This is a genomic window from Clostridium nigeriense (genome assembly GCF_050585245.1).
Classification (GTDB): Bacteria; Bacillota; Clostridia; order Clostridiales; family Clostridiaceae; genus Clostridium; species Clostridium nigeriense_A.
Genome location: NZ_JBNOOF010000003.1, coordinates 42,950 through 62,106, shown reverse-complemented (window position 1 = coordinate 62,106; position 19,157 = coordinate 42,950). Strand labels below are relative to the sequence as shown.

18 protein-coding genes are annotated in these 19,157 nt (G+C 29.0%); 1 reads left to right on the top strand and 17 read right to left on the bottom strand.

Annotated features, from left to right (window positions below; translation table 11 throughout):
- Positions 1-95: 95 nt before the first annotated feature.
- From ACQPUY_RS06435 to ACQPUY_RS06425, 3 genes are all read right to left on the bottom strand, one after another.
- Complete coding sequence (locus tag ACQPUY_RS06435) at positions 96-1,364, bottom strand: PTS ascorbate transporter subunit IIC (protein WP_430840319.1); 1,269 nt, start codon at positions 1,362-1,364, stop codon at positions 96-98.
- 38 nt (positions 1,365-1,402) lie between these two features.
- Positions 1,403-1,687: a PTS sugar transporter subunit IIB gene (locus ACQPUY_RS06430; RefSeq protein WP_430840318.1), complete on the bottom strand. Its 285-nt coding sequence runs from the start codon at positions 1,685-1,687 to the stop codon at positions 1,403-1,405.
- 319 nt (positions 1,688-2,006) lie between these two features.
- A complete protein-coding gene (locus ACQPUY_RS06425) occupies positions 2,007-4,085 on the bottom strand; it encodes a BglG family transcription antiterminator (RefSeq protein WP_430840317.1) in 2,079 nt (692 codons plus the stop codon).
- A gap of 274 nt (positions 4,086-4,359) precedes the next feature.
- Here ACQPUY_RS06425 and ACQPUY_RS06420 point away from each other — a divergent pair, with 274 nt between their 5' ends.
- Positions 4,360-4,512 carry a zinc-ribbon domain-containing protein gene (locus tag ACQPUY_RS06420; RefSeq protein WP_430840316.1) on the top strand — a complete coding sequence of 51 codons (153 nt, stop codon included), beginning with the start codon at positions 4,360-4,362 and terminating at the stop codon, positions 4,510-4,512.
- 204 nt (positions 4,513-4,716) lie between these two features.
- Here the strand turns inward: ACQPUY_RS06420 and ACQPUY_RS06415 are convergent, their stop codons facing one another.
- The 14 genes from ACQPUY_RS06415 to kduI form a co-directional block, all read right to left on the bottom strand.
- On the bottom strand, positions 4,717-6,150 hold the full coding sequence (locus ACQPUY_RS06415) for a 6-phospho-beta-glucosidase (RefSeq protein ID WP_430840315.1): 1,434 nt from the start codon (positions 6,148-6,150) through the stop codon (positions 4,717-4,719).
- Positions 6,151-6,168: 18 nt separating this feature from the next.
- Positions 6,169-8,010: a beta-glucoside-specific PTS transporter subunit IIABC gene (locus ACQPUY_RS06410; RefSeq protein ID WP_430840314.1), complete on the bottom strand. Its 1,842-nt coding sequence runs from the start codon at positions 8,008-8,010 to the stop codon at positions 6,169-6,171.
- A gap of 548 nt (positions 8,011-8,558) precedes the next feature.
- Positions 8,559-9,401 (bottom strand): BglG family transcription antiterminator LicT, encoded by an 843-nt coding sequence (gene licT, locus ACQPUY_RS06405; protein ID WP_430840313.1) that lies wholly within the window; start codon positions 9,399-9,401, stop codon positions 8,559-8,561.
- A 308-nt stretch (positions 9,402-9,709) separates the two neighbouring features.
- Entirely contained in the window at positions 9,710-10,507 is a 798-nt protein-coding gene (locus ACQPUY_RS06400) for a hypothetical protein (RefSeq protein WP_430840312.1), read from the bottom strand.
- 37 nt (positions 10,508-10,544) lie between these two features.
- Positions 10,545-12,530: a heparinase II/III family protein gene (locus ACQPUY_RS06395; RefSeq protein ID WP_430840311.1), complete on the bottom strand. Its 1,986-nt coding sequence runs from the start codon at positions 12,528-12,530 to the stop codon at positions 10,545-10,547.
- 9 nt (positions 12,531-12,539) lie between these two features.
- Positions 12,540-12,812, bottom strand: coding sequence for a preprotein translocase subunit YajC (yajC, locus tag ACQPUY_RS06390; protein ID WP_430840310.1), 273 nt, complete (start codon positions 12,810-12,812; stop codon positions 12,540-12,542).
- A 2-nt stretch (positions 12,813-12,814) separates the two neighbouring features.
- Positions 12,815-13,225, bottom strand: coding sequence for a PTS sugar transporter subunit IIA (locus tag ACQPUY_RS06385; protein ID WP_430840309.1), 411 nt, complete (start codon positions 13,223-13,225; stop codon positions 12,815-12,817).
- Positions 13,226-13,236: 11 nt separating this feature from the next.
- On the bottom strand, positions 13,237-14,052 hold the full coding sequence (locus ACQPUY_RS06380) for a PTS system mannose/fructose/sorbose family transporter subunit IID (RefSeq protein ID WP_430840308.1): 816 nt from the start codon (positions 14,050-14,052) through the stop codon (positions 13,237-13,239).
- A complete protein-coding gene (locus tag ACQPUY_RS06375; protein ID WP_430840307.1) occupies positions 14,042-14,851 on the bottom strand; it encodes a PTS mannose/fructose/sorbose/N-acetylgalactosamine transporter subunit IIC in 810 nt (269 codons plus the stop codon). The genes ACQPUY_RS06380 and ACQPUY_RS06375 overlap by 11 nt, the downstream gene beginning before the upstream one ends.
- A gap of 12 nt (positions 14,852-14,863) precedes the next feature.
- Positions 14,864-15,364: a PTS sugar transporter subunit IIB gene (locus ACQPUY_RS06370; protein WP_430840306.1), complete on the bottom strand. Its 501-nt coding sequence runs from the start codon at positions 15,362-15,364 to the stop codon at positions 14,864-14,866.
- A gap of 49 nt (positions 15,365-15,413) precedes the next feature.
- On the bottom strand, positions 15,414-16,601 hold the full coding sequence (locus ACQPUY_RS06365; protein ID WP_430840305.1) for a glycoside hydrolase family 88 protein: 1,188 nt from the start codon (positions 16,599-16,601) through the stop codon (positions 15,414-15,416).
- A gap of 32 nt (positions 16,602-16,633) precedes the next feature.
- Positions 16,634-17,377 carry a GntR family transcriptional regulator gene (locus tag ACQPUY_RS06360; protein ID WP_430840304.1) on the bottom strand — a complete coding sequence of 248 codons (744 nt, stop codon included), beginning with the start codon at positions 17,375-17,377 and terminating at the stop codon, positions 16,634-16,636.
- Positions 17,378-17,468: 91 nt separating this feature from the next.
- Positions 17,469-18,266 carry a gluconate 5-dehydrogenase gene (locus ACQPUY_RS06355; RefSeq protein WP_430840303.1) on the bottom strand — a complete coding sequence of 266 codons (798 nt, stop codon included), beginning with the start codon at positions 18,264-18,266 and terminating at the stop codon, positions 17,469-17,471.
- A gap of 19 nt (positions 18,267-18,285) precedes the next feature.
- Positions 18,286-19,116 (bottom strand): 5-dehydro-4-deoxy-D-glucuronate isomerase, encoded by an 831-nt coding sequence (kduI, locus tag ACQPUY_RS06350; RefSeq protein WP_430840302.1) that lies wholly within the window; start codon positions 19,114-19,116, stop codon positions 18,286-18,288.
- Positions 19,117-19,157: the final 41 nt, after the last annotated feature.

Genomic DNA, 19,157 nt, shown 5'->3' with positions numbered 1-19,157 from the left:
TAAATTATTATCTACTTATAAATTAAGAGCCCCTTTACGGCTCTTAATTTATAAGTTTTTATAGTGCTATTTTAAATACTTAGCACTTTATTTAATTAATGAACTATTGATGTTATAAATTCAGTAATCTTATAAAGTATAGTTCCTATAATGTTATAATCTATATTTGGGAAAGATGCTCCAACAATACCCATATCAGCAAATATCGGATATAGTAATAATGGTAGTGTTACTAATAATATTCCTACTATGAAGGAACCTGCAATACATCCCTTCCATCCACCTGTTGCATTACCGAATACACCTGCAGTTCCACCTGAGAAAAATGCTATACTAGCAGCTGGAATCATTATAATAGGACTCTTAAATAAGATCATAAATCCCATTGCCACAAGTCCTGCTGCATAAGCACTTATAAATCCAAGAATAACTGCTGTAGGGGCAAATGGAAACACTGCTGGGCAATCAACAGCAGGCCTTGAGTTTGGTATATACTTTTCGGAAATTACTACGAAAGCTGCAGTAATTTCTGATATAAACATACGAACACCTGTTATTAAAACGCTCATACCAGCTGTAAATTGTAAACCTTGAAGCAATGGGAATACTAGCCAATGAGCACTTCCTGCAAGTTCTTGTGTAGCTTCCCTACCTGCTGCAATAGCCGCAACATAAAATAATACAATCATAACAATAGCAATGCTCATTAAAAAATCTCTAAAAATTGATAACCATTTTGGAAATTTAAAATTTTCAGTACTTTTTTCTGGATCTCCTATCTTAGAACCAATAAATCCTGAAAGTGCATAACCCATATGATTATAGTGTCCAATAGCTAAACTATCACTGCCAGTTATCTTATTCATATAATTTTGACATAGACTTGGTAAGCTTGCAGCACTAAATCCTAAAATAATACCTCCACAAATAATAGTAACTACATCACTAACATTAAAAGCTTTTAATACTAAAGTTAAAACACATGCAAAGTATAAGCTATGTTGTCCAGTTAAGAATATATTTTTAAATTTTGTAAATCTAGCAAAAAATAAATTCATAGCAAAACCAATTATCATTACAATTGCAACTATAGTTCCAAACTTATCTTGAGCAAGAGCAGTTGCCGCTTCAACTTGAGTAACTACCCCCTCAATTCCAAAACCTGTTTGGAATAACTTATTGAAATTTCCTAATGTTCCACTAATAGCTGAACTACCAATATTAAAAATCATAAAGCCAATAATAGTTTTTGTAGTTCCCTTAAATACCTCATCTGCTGATTTTCTCTGTAATATTAAGCCTATCATCGAAATAATTCCCACTAAAATTCCAGCATTACTTAACAAACTAATAATAACTTTCATTATTATTTCACTCCTTATTTTTATAATTTATTTTATTGTCATTTATTTTTTATAAATTCTAAAAAGCCTTCTATTCCTTTTTTTATTTCATTTTTATCCATTAAATTGTGTATGGCTACACAATATTGAACCTTATCTCTCACGTCGTCTGTTATATCAGCCATTGTTACAATAAAATCCCATTTCCTCTCTTCTATGGCATCAAGATTAGAGTGAACAACTTGTATTGGGTAATTATTTTCTTTTACTACTTGATCTACCTTAATTTTAAGCAACATACTTGATCCCATTCCTGTTCTACAAGCAACTAATGCATTATACATAATTCTCATCCTCTCACTTTTATTTAATTCAAAAATTTATTTTCTACTTTTGCCGGCATAATAGAAAATATATTATTTATTATCCTTATATCTTAATTCTATTTTCCTCTGTATACATTTACAACAATTATTGGGTTTAACTTATGTTTATAAAATAAATATAAATCACATCATATTTATTGATCTAATATGTTCTATTTCTTTAGTTCAATTTTTGTAAATTTTAATTATATTTATAACTAATATAAACATTATTTATAAAGTAAAAAGACTATAAGCTTCATTATATTTATCCACTTACAGTCTTTTCTATATATTATTATTCGTAGTTTTTTATATAATCCATAACTTCTTTAGCATTTTGTGCATTATCTAAAACATTATAAAATTCTTCATCTTCTAAAAGTTCTATTAGTTCCGCCATTGCTTGGAGATGTTTTTCATGGTCTAATGAACTTAAACTAAACACATATTTAACAGGATCATTAGCTTTATTACCAAAATATATTGGATTTTCTAAAATTCCAATGCCCATGGCAGTTTCTTTTGCCCCATCTTCCGGCTTTGCATGTGGTAATGCAACATGCTTTGTTACAACTATATATGGACCAGACTCCTTAGCTATATTCACCATAGAATCTACATATTCACTTGTAACTATTTTATTATCTACCAACGCAGCAGCAGAATTTCTAATAGCATCTTCCCAGTTATTAGCTTTAACCTTAAAACAAATAAGATTTTCATTTATCATATTGCTTAAAGTAATACCTGTATTTTTAGTATCATTTAGGTTTTCTGCGTTATAAAAATATGCCACAAGTTCATTATATAACATAGATTCTGATGCTATTTGTACATATTTTTTAATAATACTAATTACCTCGTCCACCTTTGGTTGTTTTAATAATCCATTTCCTAACAAAATACTTACATCACGCTTAATATTATTCTTCTCTTTTAAAGTCATTACAGGATTTACTTTAATAATTGGTTTTTTTAATTTTATAATTTCATCATAATAATTCGAAGTAAAAACTATATCTACAGTCTCCTCAAAATCTTTTAACTTTGATATCTCAACTGGTAATAGAAAGTTTAACTCTGGAAATAAATTATTAAGTTCTGCATAAAGTAGAGCTGAACTTCCCACCCCTCCAGAACAAGTAATAAGTGCTGTCTTTTTAGTAGAGATTGTATCATCTCTTTCATTAAATAAAATAGCTCCAAAATGTATAGTCAAATATCCTATCTCATCTTCTGGTATTTCTTGTTCAAATAAATAATTGAAAGGTTTCATTGTTTCTTTTACTAACTTATACAACTCCTTATACTCTTCTTTAACTCTTTCACAAAGAGGATTATCTATAGGAAGCTTAAATAGAAGTCTATAATAGGCAGGTCTAAAATGAGAATATAATTGTTCAAATATCTTCTCTTGATCTATATAATGAAACCCACTTATATTTTCAAATCTTTTCATTATCTTTATTACCATTCTAGATATTATCGCCATATCAGCTGTTTTATCATTGATATTTCCTACTGATATACCAATAATCCAAGCACTTATATAATTTAGATCAAAAGGTTTAATATTATCAATATTCCCGTGATTTTTCAATAAATCCTTTACAAAATCATATTCTTTCATAGATTCCATTACAGAGATATTGGTTAATTTAGATATAGGATATTCCTTTTTTTCATTAGACAACATCCTAGATTTAAGAAATATATAAATGTAAATAAAATCTTGTAATCTATCTTCAACAAAAGTGATATTATGGTCAGTTGCTAGCTTAGATATAATCTCCCTAGATTCTTTAAAGCTATCTAAGTCATATTCATCTATTAGTAAATCTAAAATTTTACAATCTCTGCCGCCAGATAATGATTTACTAGCAAAAGATATCATAAACCTTCTTATTTCTACTTCTGGACCTACTAAATAATATCCTGAAGTCCTATTATTTTTAATATATATATTGCTTTCTTTAAGTATATCCTCTAACTCTTTAATATTACAAAGAACGCTAGATCTACTTACTTTCATTGAGTTAATAAAATGATTAAGTGAAAGATATTCAAGGTTAATAAAAAGAGTTAAATATATAAATGTTAGTCTTTCATCTTTACTTAAATAATAAGTATTTTCTGTATTATACTCATTAATAATTTCAAGAAGTGAATCCCTAATTTCTGATTTAAGAATTATATCTTTTTTATGTTTTAAAGCTATAATTTCTGAGCCCTTAGATTTTAATAAATTATTTACTTTATTAAGTCTATATGTAACCTGTCTAGTTGTTAGTCCAGTATCATCTTCTAGGCTCTTTATTGTTACCAATGTTTTCTCTAATAACAATTTTATAATTAATACTAACTCTTTATCCATTCCTCCACTCCTCTATAATCCTTATTTGTATTACTATACCATATGCCAAGTATACAAATAATATTTCCTATAAAAATATATAAAAGTTAATTTTAAAATTTTCTAAAAATAATTAATATTTTTAACAAATAGTCTTGCATTATATTTATATGTGTGATATTATAAATGAGTAGCAAAGATGCTAACAAAATAAAAAAGTTTCATTTAGATAATTAGTTTCTCAAGATTAGAGATTATTATCAAAGTAGAATCTTTAATTTTAGGAGGACTATATATGTCAGATAAAACAATAACATGCAAAGATTGCGGTAGCGAATTCATTTTTTCAGTAGGAGAACAAGAATTCTATAAAGAAAAAGGATTCGAAAATGAGCCAACAAGATGTATTTCTTGTAGAAGAGCTAGAAAAGAACAAAATAGAAGATAATTTTAGATTGTTATAAGCTATAGTGAAAACTATAGCTTTTTTGTTATTTAATATATAATTTTGATTCCATTGTTCAATTAAATCACCTATGAACTAAATAAAGAAACTTATAATACGTTAACATTTTTAACTGGTCTATGGAATAAAAAAATTCACCCTAGTAAAACAAGTTTATATTTTACTAGGGTTACATATTATATTTGCTTAAAGTATTTCTCCATTTGATTCTATAACTTTTTTATACCAATCAAAAGATTTCTTTTTATATCTATTAAGAGAACCACTTCCGTCATTTTCTCTATCTACATAAATAAATCCATAACGTTTTTTCATTTCTCCAGTAGTGAAGGATATTGGGTCAATACATCCCCAAGTTGTGTATCCTATAACTTCTACACCATCTATTTCTATAGCTTTTTTCATTTCAGCTATATGATTAGCTAAGTATTCAATTCTATTATCATCTTCAATAGTTAAATCTTCTTTAAGAACATCTACAGCTCCAAATCCATTTTCTACTATAAATATTGGAATTTCATATTTATCATATAATTGATTTAAATAGAATCTTAGTCCTACTGGGTCAATTGTCCAGCCCCAATCTGATGTTTTTAAGTATGGATTTTCTACTACATCTGCCTTACCAGCTGAATCATTTCCAGTTCTCTTTATATCTTTATTAGCTGTAACTACTGTAGTTAAATAATAGCTACATCCAATATAGTCTACAGTTCCTTCTTTTAAGATTTCCTCGTCTTCTTTAGTTATATCTAATTTATAATTATTTCTTTTCCATAACTTTAAAGTATGCTTTGGATATCTTCCTCTAACATGAACATCTGTAAACATAAGCTGTTCTCTATTAGCTTCTTCAGCCTTCATAATATCATCTGGATTACATGAATAAGGATAACTTGGCATTGCTGCAACCATACATCCTATCATAAAGTTTGGGTTAATTTCATGTCCCATTTTTACAACCTTTGCACTAGCCACAAATTCATAGTGAGCAGCTTGGAACATTACTTCTTCTTTATTTTCATCTTCTTTATAAATTATTCCTGAGTTAGTGAATGCATATATAGGATTAGTAGTTATTGTTTGATTATTTATTTCATTAAAAGTCATCCAATACTTAACCTTATCCTTATATCTTTTCATAACTACTTCACAGAATCTTACAAAGAAATCAATAAGCTTACGATTACGCCATCCACCATAGTTTTTCACTAAATTATATGGCATTTCAAAATGACTTAATGTTATTACAGGCTGAATATTATACTTTAATAACTCATCAAATAAATCATCATAAAACTTAAGTCCTTCTTCATTTGCCTCTAAATCGTCACCATTAGGAAATATTCTAGTCCAAGCTATACTAGTTCTAAGACATTTAAAGCCCATTTCAGCAAATAACTTTACATCCTCTTTATATTTCTCATAAAAATTAATACCTTCATGGTTTGGATAATAATTACCTTCAATAATTCCATCAGTTATTTTTCTAGGAATTGTATGAGTCCCTGCTGTCATTACATCTGCAATACTTATACCTTTTCCGCCTTTATTATAACCACCTTCTACTTGATGAGCTGCTACTGCTCCACCCCATAAAAAGTCTTTTGATAATCCCATATTAAATACCTCCCTAGTTTAGTGAATAACTTTTATAATTACATCATTTTCTTTAACTTCTTTATTATCAACCACAATTACATCAGCTAAATCACTTGAATTAGTAATTAAAACTGGAGTAACTGTGCTATATCCTTCATTTTTAATTCCTTCAATATCAAAAGATACTAATCTTTGTCCTACCTTAACTTTATCCCCAGCATTTATATGTACATCATAGTATTTACCATCTAAAGAAACAGTATCTATTCCTATATGAATTAAAATTTCTGTTCCATTTTCAGACACTATTCCTATAGCATGTTTTGTTGGAAATATAGTTGATACAACTCCATTAACTGGTGAAGTAACTTCTCCTTTTTCTGGAACTATTGCAACTCCAATTCCTACAGCTCCTGATGAGAAAACTTCATCTGGAACTTCAGATAAATCAACTTGTTTTCCTTTAATTGGTGCTACTAATTCTTCAAGCCTATTGTCATCTTCACTTTCTACTTTAACTGTTTCAGATTCCATTTCTTTAATTTCTTCTTCCTTTAAACCAAAGAAATATGATAAAACCGCTCCAAGAACTAATGCTGTTCCAACTGCAATTACATATCCAAAGAATGGAGTATAAACTGGTGCTGAGAAAATATTGTGGAATACATATGCATTACAAGTAACTCCAAAAATACCAGCTATTGCACCACCAACACCACCAGCTATAGCTAGTATTGGAATAGTTCTCTTATATCTTAAAATAATTCCATATATAATTGGTTCAGTTACACCTGCTAATATACCAGTTATAGCTGTTGATCCTGATAAAGATTTAAGCTGAGAATGTTTCTTTGCTCTTAAGAATAAACCAATAGCTATACCAACTTGTGCAAATACTGCTGCAACTGCTGCTCCTTCAATTGGATCTCCTCCAGTTATTGCAAGGTTTTGTAGTGTAATAGGTGTAAAGCCCCAGTGTAATCCAAATACAGCTAAGAAAGGCATTCCTGCTCCTAAAACTATACCAGCTAATACATGACTCTTATCAATTAACCACATTACAGAGTTAGAAATAACATCACCAACAGTAGTTCCAAATGGTCCAAATAGTATAACTGTTAAAGGAACCATAATTAATAATGAAAACATTGGTACTAAGAATAATTGTAAGTCTTTTAAAATTATCTTCTTTAATAATTTATCAACCCAATAGTAAATAAACATTGCAACAAAGATAGGGAATACAGTTGATGCATAATCAATAGGTGTTACTGTCATACCTAAAAAGTCTACGATTCCTTCTGAGCCAATTAATCCAGTATAGCTTGGATCTAGAAGTGCAGCACCAATAGCACCACCAACATACATATTTCCGCCTAATTTCTTAGATAATGTTATACCTAAGAATACAGGTAGTAAATAGAATACTCCATTTCCAGCAGCTGATAATATAGCATAAGTAGTAGTTGAATCAGACATCCATCCAAATGATGTTAATACAGTTAATAAAGCCTTTACCATTCCTGCACCTGCTAAAGCTGGTATTAATGGTGAAAAAGCACCTGATATAACTTCAAAAAGCATAGATATTATAGAAACCTTCTCACCTTTTTCTTCAGATGAAGATTCTTTTAATCCTAACTTTTTAGTAATAGTGTCATAATAATCACTAACCTTGTTACCAATTACTACTTGGTATTGTCCACCACTATTAACAACAGATAATACATCCTTCATTTTTTCTAATTCAGCTTTATTTGCAACTGAAGTTTTCTTTAATTTAAAACGTAATCTTGTAGCACAATGGACTAAACTAACTACATTTTCTTTTCCACCAACTAATTTTATAATCTCTTCAGATTCTCTTTCAAATTTCATTATAAAACTCCTCCCAAAATATTAGATATATAAGATCTAAAAATTTTACATTTTATTAAGTTCCATTTCCTATTAGAAATATTTAAGATATAAAGTTATCTTAAAAACTTATATAAAAATTAAATAATCAATGCTTTCAATTACGATATTTTATTTAAAAATAATTTTGATTCATAATTCCATAAAACTATTTCTATAAATCAATAATTGAAAGATAAATATTTATATAAAAAGTTATGAAAATAATAATTATAAAAACTCGGCCAAGATTTAAAATTTTATAATCATTATTCATACTTTATTAAAAACAAAAAATTAAAAACAAAAAGACCTAAGCTTACTAAGATAGCCCGAGTGTAAACTATTTACACAAATATAATCTCTACATGCAATTATAATCTCTATATGAAAATATAATCTCTGCATGCAAATATAATCATCTATAGAATTATAATTTTTTATAGTTCCATAGCATTATATTTCATAGTTAAATGACTAATCTCTTAAACTTAGGTCACGCCTGCTAAACAGTAACGATCCTACAATATTTATTTTTTATTACTAATACTTGATAATCTATTTAAATGTAATGTTAAGTAAAGTAGTTCATTTTCACTTACGTTCCATTTATAAGTTACTTCAAGAAACACTTTAATTTTCTTAGCACATTTGTAATCCTCAGGATACTTAAGCTTTACTATCTCTAGTAAGGATGTATCAACATTTACACTTTCATTTTTTAATTGTCTTTGAATAAAACAACGTAAATGTGAGATAAACCTTGTATAATCAAAGGAATATTCATTCATATCTATTCCATAATTGTATTTAATAATATCTAATACACTATCTATAATTTTTGTTAATAATACTGTTTCTTCCATATTATCTGTCTCAAGATGAGCATTTGCAAAATGGAGTGTAATAAATGCTGCCTCTGAATCTGGAATATTCTTATTTGTTTTTTCTCTTAAATATTCAACAGCTCTTTTAGAAAATTTATATTCTTCAGGATATATCTGCTTTATTTCCCATTGAAGTGGATTTTTAAATACTAAACCATCATCTATTCTTTTAAGCATATAACTTATATGGTCTGATAAAGTAATTAAAATAGTGTCACTTACTTTATATCCTAAAGAGTCTTCTCCCATTTTAATAATTTCACTTGCAAGCTCTACATCTTTCAAAGGTATTCTAGCTAATAGTGTATTAAGCTCATTTAATGACTCTTCATTATTAAATATAAATCTTTTTTCTATTTTATTTGTATCTATTAAGTCCCTAGGATACTTCTGATAGCCAACTCCTTTACCCATAACAATTAATTCTTCTTTAAGATCATTTACAACAAGTACAACATTATTATTAAATACTTTCTTAACACGCATATATACCTCCGAAATAATAAAAAATGACCCAAAATAGTGATATGTATATTATAATACCATACCATTATTTTCGGTCACGCCTGATCAAATAAATACGTCAGTAACGATCCATATTAAATTCTAAAAAAAAATCATTTCTTTTTATCATAACAAACTTAATTTAATTAAATTATAAATGAAAACTTATTCATTGTCAATGTAATAATAATATTATAATTACACTATTTCTCCTTTTTTAAATATCAACTTACCAAAATCAGACCTCAGAGTATCAAACTTTGTATACTATGAGGTCTATGTATATAGCACTATTTAGAGAATTCTACCCATCCCCATGCTTCAATTTGTGTTAGTGCTGGAAATTCCGATTCATCGTCATGTTTTATTAGGTTTGATAACTTTATCCATTCAACCTTAGATTTAGGAATATCAAAGTATTGACATTCTGGACTATTAGTTGTTTCTAGTATCATTTCTTCTCCAGTTGATAATGATAATTTAACACTTGTCCAATAACTATCATGTGGATAATCGGCTCTTAAAAATAAACCTATTTTATTTATTAAAACTTCTTTTCCAAATTCAACAGTTATTTCTGCATCCTTTTGTTTATTTATTCCCCAAGATTGATATGGCCATCTTCCATGTCCATCTGTTACACAAATCCCATCTATTGCATTACTTGCAAAAAATACTGATTCATTTCTAGTTTCAACATTTGCTGATGCATGCGGATAAACATCAATTGCATTCTTTTGATCTGAAGGATTCAATGCTACATTTCTATACATCTTTAATTCTTCTTTACTAGGTCTTTCAACTGAAAAATAATATCTATCTCCTTCAAATGCTCCTATTGGATAAGCTACCTTAGCTTCTTCAGTAAAAGGAAATTCATAATTCATTTCAGTACCTTTAAAATAAACTAGTGATTTATCAATACACTTATTTATCTTAACCCATAAATATTCACCTGGATTAGAGTTTATAATTTTTACTAATGCTCCATCATCTAGAGTTCCCTTATAGCCTAAATATACACGATTTTCACTAAAGGCTTCTTTAACTATCTCTCCGTTACCAGAAATCAATTGAATTTTTAACATTTTACTATACTCCTTTTACTATTAATTAAAACTACTTTTATAAAAGCTTAATTCTTTTATTATTCTTATTAAAAACAGTTAATTTTCCGAAGATTCCTTGTCCCTTTTCGCTATAATATATCTTATCCCCTTTAAAAGTGTCAAAGGCACAATAGAAGATTGAAAATTCTTCATCACTCTTTAAGCTTTTTATTTCAAATCCAATCATCTTATCCTTCTCAGCTTGTTCAGATTTACCATTTTGATGAACATATAAAGGCTTAATAGAAACAGTATCCTTTTCATAAAAGGCTTCCACCTTCACACCTCTATCTATAAAAGAAGAAGTAGATACTAATTTATCATTATTACATAGCATATTATATTTAGTTGAGAAAATACTCTTTGATTTAACAAAAGTATCTCCATCTAAGGAATCTACTACAAAACTCATATTTTCAGATTCAATAACTGATTTTTCATCATTCTGAATACATCTTGCTGTTGGATGAAGATTGTATATTGAACGCCACTTATGTTCACCAGGATAATCAATTGCTGTAAATACTAGTACTACATTCATTTTGTTCTCTATAAAAGCAGTTCTTCTAATTGTATATAAATTCTTTTCTAAAATTTCACCATTTTCATTTTCTGTAATATTAGCCTTTCCAGACCATACTCCTTCTAATGCTACATAATTACCTTTTTTATTATAAGTATTACCTATTGGATCTTGGACTTCAGCATATGAAGAATCTCCACTTATTTTGAAATCCTCTTTATCATCAACATCAACAGTATTATGCATCCATTGTTTCTTTAAACCCGTTCTTAATGGAGAGTTGTGTTGATAAGTAAATCTTCCTGGATCACTTACAATATCCTGCTTATTTAAATTAATTGTTACACTACCAAGAGCAGCATGTCCATGAGCGCTTCCATGTCTTCCATTAAATAGTGTTACTAAATGATTTTCATCCTTATATGCTAAGAATCCACTATCTATTTGTTTGAAACATCCTTTAATTGGATTATTTTCATAATTACTATACTTATCTTTATACATACTTCCAACAAATAGTATTCCCTTTTCATTTTTTGAAGGAGCCTCAGTTGCTAATCCAAGACATCTATATATGCTATATACATATGAAAAGTCAACATTATCACTATCATGTAAAGAAAGTAGCTTTTCATTATGATTTATGTAAAATTGAGATGCAGCAACTAAAGGCTTTAATTTCTCTCTAATGTTCATTGGTACATAATGATTTGTATATTCAGCATGCATCATAACATATGCAGTACTTAAAACAACTTCATGGTGGTACATAGGACTTTGCTCCCATTGTATACCATCTTGATAGAATTGAATATCAAGCTGATCTTCTAACAAGTCCCATGCCCATTTCCTATGTTCATCATCTACAAGTTCCGGGAATAAGATAGATACCGAAAGTACACCAGTAATCAGCAAAACTCCCCAGTTACTTAATAGTTGTTTTGGTGTATAGTCTTTATATAAAAATTCTACATGTATTTTTAGTGATTCTTCAAACTGCTTTATTTCTTCTTCGGTTAATTCTAAATCAATTCCTAAATATACAAGACTTCTCATCCAATTAGATAATCTTATACCTGTATCAAGATTACGCCAAGCATCTTTATTATAATCCGAAGGAATTCCATTATACTTAATGAAGTTAAAAAGATATTCCTTCCACTTTTCTATGTACTTTTTATCTCCAGTAAGTCTATATGCAACTGCTAAGTCAATCATAAAGCCATTACGATTTAGCATAAATGTCCATTCTGGATCTAAATTAGCACTTATATTCCATTCTATTCCATCAAAAGTATATGGAATAGAAGTTGCCTCCATATCCATAGGATCATTATAAATTATTACATTTTTACAAAGTAAATCTCCTTGAAACTTTGCTCTTTTTATTTCTTTTTTACAATTTTCTTTAACAAATCGTTTCCAATCACCTGATAAAAAGTCATTGCTATATTTATTAACTAAATCAAAAGTTATCATAATTTAACCTCAACTTCTTCCTATAATACTAGATGGCAGAACTTTTATTACAATACCTTTACTTATTTCAATAGAGTAATTTTCTTCATTTTTCTCTTTTAAAGTTCCAAAAATACCGGAGCTTAGTATTACTTTATCTCCAATACTAAGTTTATTAAGAAAGTCAGAATGTTTTTGATTATTCTGCTGTATTCCCTTATATTTAATAATAGGAGCTATAATAAAATAGAATAAAAACATTAAAACAATTAATACTATAAATATTATATTTTGAGTATTCATTGCTACATCATCCTAGGGCATAATAAAGTTGTTGTTTCTTTACATTCCTCAATAGAATTAAGTATAGCATCTTGCATCTCATCATCTGATACTTCACCAATACAACATTTCATTGCCAAATCTATAACTAAAGCAAGATTAACTCCTGAAATAATATATTGATTCATTTTTCCTGATTCTAATATTAAACGAGCTGCTATTTGATGTGGTGCTCCACCCGTTAAGTCAGCAAGAACTACAACCTTATCATTATTATCTAATAACTCTTTTAGCTTCTTTTCAAAACCTTCATGTGTTTCTTTTTCATCTAAATCAAAACTATATATATTTTCATTTTTGCCTACTAATAAAGATGCTGCTGATAAAACTCCACTTGGAAAGTTACCATGTCCTACAATCACTAATTTATACATATTAAATCCTCCTAAACTAAAATACCAAAGTATGAAAGTCCTATACCTAATGCAAATAATAAAGCTAATAATTTATATGTTGACCACTTATACTTCTTAACTAATGTAAATACTGCTATAGTAATAATAGCTGGTAACATATTTGGAAGTATTTTATCTAAAATTGTTTGAATAGATACAACTTGTTCTTCTCCAGATGCAAGAGTAGTAGCATATTGTATACCTATCTTAGCTTTTACAAAGCTAACTGATAATGCAGATATAACTGTAACCCCTACTATACTAGCTGCACTAGAAACTTGACCAATTTTTTCACTTAAAGTATCTATTACACTTGTTCCTAACTTATAACCTAAATATCCCATTAATAACTTAATAGTTAACATAGAAATTAACATAGTTGCCCAGAAAGCCATTGGAGCAAAAGTTAATCCATCCATAGCTAAACCAGCAAAAATAGTTGAGAATAATGGTGCTAATCCGAATTGACAAATTGAATCTCCTATTCCTGCTAAAGGTCCCATTAATGCCATTTTTATGCTACGTGAACTTTCTATATCTTCACCATGATCATACATTGCTATATGCATACTTGTTTCAAATGGTAAAACATGAGGATTTATATTATAAAACTCAATATTAGATGCAGCAACTTCCTTTAATTTTTCAGGATCATTCTTATAAATCTTTTTCAAAGCTGGAAGAATTAAGAATAAATATCCTGTTCCTTGATATGAATTATAGTTAAATCCATTTTGTAAAAAATAACTTCTAAGAGTTGTCTTTAAATAATCTTTTTGTGTTAATACAGGTTTTCTAGATTCCATTTGAAAAATCCTCCTCATCAGAAACATTAACAGCGTTAGCAGTTGCTACTGTGTTTTGTGCATTGTTAGTATTTAAATTATACATAATTAATGCGAATACCGCCCCTACTAAAGCTATAGCCATAGTTGGTAATCCTAAATATGATGCACAAATATATCCTAATAAAACATATGGTATTAATTCTTTTTTAATCATAACTGACATAATCATTGCAAATCCAATTGCAGGTATAAGTCCTCCAGCTACTGAGAATCCTGTGATTAACCATTGTGGTAATATATCAACAAATGCTTGTAAAGCTGGTAAGCTTATAGCTGATGTAACACCTATAATAAATCCTACTACTACGAATGCAATTAAAGTACTATTTGCAAGTAAATTAAATTTGCTATACTTTCCTTCTTTTATTAATTTCTTAGCAGTATCTGTTGTTCCTGCTAAAGCAGTATATATAGCAGTTGTAACTAATTGGAATAATACAGCAAATGGGAATGATAAAGATAAAGCAGATTCAGGAGTAACTCCTTGATTCTTTAAAGTAATAGCCATAATTGTTCCTATTATTCCAGGTCCTAATTGGTTTGGAGGAACTGTTCCACCAGCGCCAGCACCAAATCCCATAAATGCTAGTTCAGCTAAAGCTCCGAAAGTTAAAGCTGTAGGAATATCTCCTAGAACAAGACCTACGAAAAATGCCATAACTATTGAACGGTTTGTATAAATCCCTAATAGTTGTCCTGCATAACAAAATGCAGTAATTAAGCCAATTAAAATTGCTTGAGTTATTGATATTTCCATGTTTTTCTCCTCCTATTTTAAAGCATTGTTTAAAGCTTCTATAGATTTAACACCGTCCTCTGAAACTGGTGATGTTTTAGTATTAAACTTTACATGATATTTATCTCTTAATATACGTAATGCTTCTTTATCCTCTTCCCCTAAATAAATAAATTGAGAAATTTTTTCTTTTCCTTCAGCAGCATGAACATTACCTATATTTAATTCTTCTATAGGGAATCCACCTTCTGCTAATCTAAGTGCATCTTGACAAGATTTGACAACTGTAAATATAGTTTGATGTGGAGCTGCCTTAAAAATTACTTCATTAGTTCTATCAATTGTCCAGAAACGCATTCCAACCTCTTTTGGAACAATCGATTTCATTAAAGTTTGTTGAATATTATCTGTTGAAACTTTATCGTTTGCAACTATTACTAAATTAGCTCCTAAACTTTTAATCCATAATTGTCCTTGTCCATGTATCAATCTTTCATCAACACGTACCATTTTAATATTTGGCTTATTTTCCATATTAATTCCTCCATTGTAAAATTATTTATTTGTTTTTTATTTCTTTATTTTACCAATACATTTCCCAATCCTTATAAAATCTAATTAAGGCTTCCATGTAAAAATAATCTCCCCAAATATTTCCTTCATCTACACCTTTGCCTGAATGCCAAGAATAAACTCCGTGATTTATAAGTGCTGTAGCTCCATCTGTTAAGTCATCTGTGTAGTTCTTTATTAAACTACCTAACATTGCATGTTGCACATATCTATAAACATTCTTCATCTCATTAGTTTCTGGTAGGAACTTGTCCATTAAATTTAATCCACAAACCGCAATTGCTGCAGAAGATGAATCTCTTGATTGTCCGGAACCATCATTAAAAATTAAATCCCAATAACATACAAAATCCTCTGGTAATCTATTTATAAAATAATTTGATACTGCTTCAAAAATGTGTACATTTTCTTCATTCATATCATGGAAGTAGTTTAATGCTATTCCATAAATTAACCAAGCTTGACCTCTTGCCCAACTAGAATCATCTGAATATCCTTGTCTAGTCTTACCTCCAACTGGATTTCCAGTTGCTGGGTCAAAGTAATATGTATGATATGCAGAAGCATTATCTCTTACTGCATTTGCAATAGTTGTTTTAAAGTGCTTCTTAGCAATTTCTTTGTATTTCTCTTCTCCAGCTACCTCTGTTGCCCAGTATAATAAAGGAATATTCAAAAGACAATCTACAATTAATCTATAATTGTCAGCTGCTCCTAATTCTCCCCAAGCTTGAATGAATTCGCCTTTTTCTTGATAACGTTTAATTAATGCATCTGCAGCCATAATTGCTGCATCATAAGCCATTTTATTGCCTGTTAATTTATAGGCACTAACACAGGAAGGTATATAAAGAAACCCAAGATCATGATGATCAACTTCAATATTATTTACAATTCTATTGTAAAATGATTCAACATTTTTCTCTGCTAATTCTTTGTATTTATTATCTTTTGTGTATTCATATGCTAACCATAGAATTCCAGTCCAGAATCCATTAGTCCATTCAGTATTATCCATAATACCATAAGCATTGTCTTTAGTAGCTGGAGTTGGAAATTTTTCTCCAAGTATTTCAATATTTCTATCTATTTTTTTTATACACTTATCTAATGCTGCTTCTATAGTTTCCTTTGTTAGGAAACCATTATTAAAATAACGTTCACTGCGAAGTAACGGTTCTTTTATAATGTTACGCATATTTTTAAAAACTCCTTAATGTCAATTTTTAATTAGACATTATCCTCAGTTTGAATTTCTATAGAATAAAACTTATAATTTATATAGTTTCTTGCGAACTCAAATGGTACCTGAGCAGGATAGTATGTAATTCTTTCAGTCTTATATACCGGTGTATTTTCGTCTATTTTTAATGCTTCACACACATTCTTCAGTGAAATAGGAAACTCTACTTGAATTTTTTGCTTCATAGGTAATGTTATTAAATTTATTCCTAAGGCCTTATTTAATTCATCAGAAAGCCTATCATTTTCACTCAAATTATTATAGTCAAAGTTTTTTAAATATTTCTTTGGAATATAGCTATTTTGAATTTGCCAAGGCGTATCATTTACATAACTTATCCTACAAACTTGAACTAATACTTCATTAGCTCTAACATTTAACTTTTCAGCAATTTCACTATCTTCTATTTCTTTTACAAATAAGATTTTTTTACTTTCTACTATCCTTTTCTCAGAATACTTATTCTTAAATTCTTCAATTATTGGGCTACCCTCATCAAAGAAAGCACGTCTATGCTTAAAAGATTTTCTTACATATGTTCCTTCTCCTTGTTTTCTAATAAGATAGCCACTTAAAACTAAATCTTGAAGAGCTCTAACAACTGTTGTACTGCTTACATTATAAAGTTTTTTTAACTCTCCCTCAGAATAAATCTTATCTCCAGGCTTAAACTTCTTCTCTTCAATCATCTGAATAATGTCTTGTTTTATAACTTCATATTTTGCTATCATAAATCTTAACTCCTTACTAATATAACATGTTAATATTATATGCCATATTATATTAGCATTCAAGTTTACATAATTAAGATATATATTTTCCCTATGCTTCTGGTTGTTTTCCTATAGATGCAAGTATTCCTCCATCTACATATAGAATGTGTCCATTTACAAAATTAGAAGCATCTGATGCTAAGAATACTGTTGGTCCAATTAAATCATCTGTAGTTCCCCAACGAGCTGCTGGTGTTTTAGAAATAATAAAATCATTAAATGGATTTCCTTCAACTCTTAATGGCGCTGTTTGTGGTGTTTCAATATATCCAGGTCCTATACCATTACATTGGATATTACTTTCACCATATTCTGCACATATATTTTTTGTTAGCATTTTTAATCCACCTTTTGCTGATGCATAAGCACTAACAGTTTCACGTCCTAATTCACTCATCATAGAACATATATTAATTATCTTTCCATGACCTTTTTTAATCATAGATGGTATCACTGCTTTAGAAACTATAAATGGTGCATTTAAGTCTACATCTATAACTTTTCTAAAATCAGCTGCTGACATTTCTGTCATTGGAATTCTTTTGATTATTCCAGCATTATTAACTAAAATATCAATAACTCCAACTTCTTCTTCTATTCTCTTAACTAAAGCTTGTACAGCATCTTCGTCAGTTACATCACATACATATCCTTTAGCATCTATTCCATCTGTCTTATATGCAGCAATTCCTTTATCAACTAATTCTTGATTTATATCATTAAAAACTATTGTAGCTCCTGCTTTTGCTAAACCTGATGCAATTGCATATCCTATTCCATAAGATGCGCCAGTTACTAAAGCTACTTTTCCTTCTAATGAAAAATTATTCATATTAAAATTATTCATTAATCTTTATCCTCCTGTTTTACTTTAAATCATCCATAGAAACCATATCCATATCATCATATGTTATGTTTTCTCCACACATTGCCCATATGAATGTGTAATTGCTTGTACCTACTCCTGAATGTATTGACCAGCTTGGAGAGATAACAGCTTCTTCGTTTCCAACTACAATATGTTTAGTTTCATCTAGTTTTCCCATTAAGTGGAAAACTTTTGTATCTTCATTCATATCGAAATATAAATATGTTTCCATACGTCTTTCATGAGTATGACATGGCATTGTATTCCATGCGCTACCCTCTTCAAGAATTGTATATCCCATTTGTAATTGACAACTTTCACATACATTTGGATGAATGTATTGAAATATCTTTCTCTTATTTAATGTTTTACCTTCACCAACAACTCTTGGTGTAATATTATCTATGCTTATTTTCACATTTGGATATTTATGATGTGCAGGTGTTGATACAACATAAAACTTTGCTAAGTTATTTAAGTCATTAGATTTAAATATTACTTGCTTTGTTTCCTTTCCAATATAATATCCATCTTGTTTTTTCATTTCTTCTTCTTTACCGTCAATAATTATTGTTCCAGGACCACCAATATTAATAATTCCAAGCTCACGACGTTCTAAGAAGTAATCTACTCCTAGTTCTTTTGTAAGAACGATTTCTAAAGGATTGTCCTTAGGTGTTACACCTCCAAATATTTGACGATCATAATGTAAATAAGTTAAACAAATTTCACCAGGCACAAATATTCTTTGTTGTAAAAATTCACTACGTAATTCTTCTGTTGAATAATGCTCTATATCCTTAGGGCTATGTGCATATCTAGTTTCCATTCAAACCACTCCTTTCTTTGTGTTAACCACTTAACACATTA